The organism is bacterium (assembly GCA_030654305.1).
In the GTDB taxonomy this organism is placed as follows: domain Bacteria; phylum Krumholzibacteriota; class Krumholzibacteriia; order LZORAL124-64-63; family LZORAL124-64-63; genus PNOJ01.
Map to the genome: position 1 here is coordinate 1 of JAURXS010000162.1, position 4323 is coordinate 4323.

The window sequence follows — 4323 nt, forward strand, 5'->3', positions numbered from 1 at the left end:
CGGGCGAGCAGATCGTCGCCGTCGAGCTGGCGCGCGCCGGCGCCTGGGATCCGATCGCACTGGAGACGTCGTTCGAGTTCACGCTGGGCTCGCTGCGCGACTGGCTGGCGCAACAGGGCGCCGCCGACCTGCCGGACACGCCGCCGGAGGTCGCGGGCATCGCGGTCACGGGCAGGCTCGACCGCGCCGACCTCGCTCGCGACGGCGCGACGGTGCAGGTCATCGACTACAAGACGGGGGAACCGCCGACCAGGAAGGCCGTGCAGGACGGCGAGGATCTCCAGCTCTCCCTCTACGCCCTGGCCGTCCGCCTCGGCGGCGTCGGCGGCGTCCCCACCGACACGGTCATCACCGGTTCCTACTACGGATTGAAGCCGGGCGACGTCGGCCTACCCGACAAGCCGCACCTCGGGCCCGGCCACGACCTGGTGCGCGACGGCATCACGGTGCTGGTCTCGGCCCTGGCGATGGCCGATCGCAGCACCTCCTACCCCCTGCTGCCGGGCGGCGACGATCCCGACGGTCCGCGCGCTCCCTGCCGGTTCTGCGCCTGGCGCGGCGCGTGCCGCGTCGACGAGGCCGGGCCGTCCGCGACGGGAGGTGCACCGTGAACGCGGACCTCGTCCAGCGCCTCGCGGCGGACCCCGCGCTGTCGGTGCCCCTGCGGGCCTCGGCCGGTTCGGGCAAGACCAAGGTCCTGGTCGACCGCATCGTGCGGCTGCTGCTGGTGCGCGCCCCGCTGAAGAGCGTCGTGGCGCTGACCTTCACGCGCAAGGCGGCGGTCGAGATCCGCGACCGCCTGCGCGCGCGCCTGGGCGCCCTGGCGCGCAAGGACCGCGACGAACTGGTCGCGGAGCTGACCCTGCTGCTCGGCGAAACCCCGACGCCCGAGACGGTCGACCGCGCCGCCCTGCTCTTCGAGGAGGTGCTGGAGGACTCGTCGGGACTGCTGGTGGGCACGATCCACACCTTCTGCCAGACGTTGCTGAAGCGGTTCGCCGATGAGGCGGGCGTCGACCCGTCCTTCAGCATCGTCGAGAACACCGACGACCTCTGGGACGAGGCGCTGTCCCGCCTCGAGGCCGAACTCGGCCGCGACCCCGCCGGCACCGCCGACCTGGTGGAGCTGGCCGGCGACCCCACCGCCGCGCGCCGGCTGCTGCGCGGGTTCGAGCACGTCCGCCCCGACCTCGACCGCTGGATCGCGCGGGTGGCCCGCGACATGGGGCGTAGCGCCCCCGACTGCATTCTCGACCGCATTCTCGACCGCACCGCCGACTTGCTGGCGCCGCTGCAGCAGGACCTGGCCCGCCACCTGCTGCGGGGCACGCCCCTGGCCGAGCTGCCCGACCCGACGCTGGAAGCGCTGCGCGGGCCCGCCGCCCTGGTCGCGCGCGGCTACGCCGCCGGGCTCGACGCCGTCGAGCGGACCGAGCCGCCGGGCGGCAGCACGAGCCTGACGCGCGATCTGCAGGACCGCCGCGACGCGGCCCTGGCCGCCGCCGTCGAGTTCGAAGGCGGGGCGCCGCTCGACGACGTGCTGGACGGGTTGCTCCTGGTCGCGCTGACGAAGGAGGGCACGCCCAGGTGGCCGCGCGGCGGCGCCAAGGCCGTCAAGGCGGAGCGCGACGGCGCTTACGCCGCCGCGGCGCGCCCCCTGCAGGACCTGGCGGCCTGGCGGGATCTGGTCGCCCTGTACCGTCACAACGCGCTGCGGTTGCGCCTCGGGCTGCGCGGGCTCGACCACTACGCCGCGCTGAAGGCGCGGGACCGCTGCCTCGACTTCCACGACCTCGAGCGGCTGGCCCGGGACCTGGTGCGCGACGGGGAGATCGGCCCCTGGATCCTCTACCGTCTCGACGCGCGCCTCGACCACCTGCTGGTCGACGAGTTCCAGGACACCAACCGCAACCAGTGGGAGATCCTCGAGACGTTCGCGCAGGAGTTCCTGGCCGGCGATGCCGAGGACGGCAGGCCACGCTCGGTCTTCGTCGTGGGCGACGTCAAGCAGTCCATCTACGGCTTCCGCGGCGCGCAGCCGGGGATCTTCGCCGAGGTGGAGCGCTGGCTGTCCGCGAGAACGAAGCAGGCGGCCCTGACCCTGCCCGTGAACTTCCGCAGCCTGCCGGCGATCGTCGACACCGTCGGCGACCTGTTCCAGGCGGCGCCGCTGTGCGACCTGCTGCCGAACGACCTCGAGGTCGCCGCCGCGCGGCAGGCGCCGTTCCGCGACGACGGCCCCGGCCGCGTGCTGCTGCTGCAGCCGGTGGAGGACCGCGACGGCGACGACGGCACGCGCCACGCCGCGGCGGCGGCCCTGGCCGCGCGCGTGATCCGGGACTACCTCGCCCGCGGGACCGTGCGCGAGGACGGCCGCGACCGGCCCGCGCGTTACGGCGACGTGCTGGTCCTGTCGCGCACGCGCACCCACCTGCGGGACTACGAGGCGGCGTTCCGCGCGGCGGGCATCCCGATCGTGCCGGCCGGCCGCGGCGCCCTGGCGCGCAGCCGCGAGGTGCAGGACGTGTTGCTGCTGCTGCGCTGGCTCGTCTTCCCCACCGACGACACCGCGCTGGCCGGCGTGCTGCGCTCGCCCCTGGTGCGCGTCGGCGAGCGCGACTTCCAGGAACTGCTGGCCCGACGCCGCACGCGCCGGGGACGCGCCTCGCTGTGGGACGCGCTGCGCGATGCCGAGGACGGGTCGCCCCTGGCCGCGACCGCAGCACTGCTGCAGGGCTGGCTGCGGGCCGTGGGCCACGTCCCGGCCCACCGGCTGCTGCGGCGCATCCTGCGCGAGACGGAGGCGCCGTCCCGTTTCGCGGAAGCGCTGGGCGAGCAGGCCCGCTACAACCTGCTGCGGCTGCACGACCTGGCCCTGGCGCACGAGCAGACGGCCTTCCCCTCCCTGCGCACCTTCCTCACCGCGGTCGAAAACGCTGCCCTGCGCGAGGACCAGGAAGAGGCGGTGCTGCCGGACACCGAGCAGGGCCGCGTGCGGATGATGACGATCCACGGCGCCAAGGGCCTCGAGGCGCCCTGCGTGCTGCTGGTCGACGCCGCCGACCCCATGACGCGCGAGGAGACGACGCTCGTGCTGGAAACCGGGACGTCGGGCGGCGGTCCCGTGGTCCAGGGCATCCGCAAGCAGCACCGCGATGCGACCGGCGGCGGCGATGGCGACCTCGGCTCCACCCTGGCGGCCACCGCGGCCCGCCGCCTCGAGGAGCAGCGGCACGAGCAGGCCAACCTGCTGTACGTGGCGATGACCCGCGCCCGTGACGAACTCGTGGTCCTCGGCGCCGCGCCCGAGCGCAACTCGCAGGCGCCCAGCTTCCTGAGCTGGCTCGCCGCGGGCCCGCGCCCACTCGACGACCTGCCCGACGACCTGGCGGCCGACGCAGCCCACCCGCCGGCGACGGCGGGCGCCGCGACGACGTCCGGCCCGTCGCTCTGGGAACCGACCGGCTGGGAGCCGCTGATCGAGACGCTCTCCCCTTCGGCCTCGACCGCGCCGCCGTTGCCCGGCGACGCGACACCCGGGGATGACCTGCACGCCCCCGAGTCGGCGGACGGGGCCGACGACGAGGCGCGCCAAGCCGTCTTGGAAGCGACCCTGGCCCGCGACGCCGCCATGGCGCACGGCACCGCCGTCCACCGCTGGCTCCAGTTCGCCGTCGAAGGCGGCGCGATGCCCGCGGGCGACGGCCCCGCCCACGCGGAGGCCGCTGCAGTCTTCGCCAATCCCGGGCTCGACGCGATCTTCCGCCCCGCCCGCGGCCGCGTCCTGTGCGAGGCCGCGGTCATGGCCCGCCTGCCGCGCGCGAACGGCGGCCCCGAACGCCGGCTGCTGGGCGCCGTCGACCTGCTGCTGGTCGGGGACGAGGAGATCGTGGTGGTGGATTACAAGACCAACCGCGTGACGGAGGCGGACCTCGGGTCGGTCGTCGAGCACTACCGCCCCCAGATGCAGGCCTACCGCGAAGCGCTGCGCGCCTGCCGCCCGGGACTGCCGGTCCGCTGCCTGCTGCTGTTCACGGGCCTGGCGGGCGCGGGCGGGCCCGGCCGCCTCGTGGCCGTCGACTGACCGCACGCACGCCGCCGAAAGGACCGTGACCGATGCCCACCTCCATGCTGCGCCCGCTGTTCATCGCGGCGCTGCTCGCTGGCCCGAATACCTGCGCCGCCCTCGACCGCGCGCCGGAACCCGTCGCCGCACCGACGACGCCGGCTCCGTCGGTCCCGCGGTTCGACTTCCGGAGCGAGGACCTCGCCCTGCTGGCGGGCGCCGGCGCCCTGGCGGTGATCTGCATGCTTGCAGATCAC

3 protein-coding genes are annotated in these 4323 nt (G+C 75.1%); all 3 read left to right on the top strand.

Annotated elements, in window-relative coordinates:
• A partial coding sequence (locus Q7W29_04460) for a PD-(D/E)XK nuclease family protein (protein MDO9171068.1) occupies nucleotides 1–611 on the top strand: 611 nt, incomplete at its 5' end.
• Nucleotides 608–4084, top strand: coding sequence for a UvrD-helicase domain-containing protein (locus Q7W29_04465; protein ID MDO9171069.1), 3477 nt, complete (start codon nucleotides 608–610; stop codon nucleotides 4082–4084). The genes Q7W29_04460 and Q7W29_04465, both read left to right, overlap by 4 nt.
• Nucleotides 4085–4116: 32 nt before the next feature.
• Nucleotides 4117–4323, top strand: a 207-nt coding sequence (locus tag Q7W29_04470) for a hypothetical protein (GenBank protein MDO9171070.1), incomplete at its 3' end; no start/stop codon positions are given.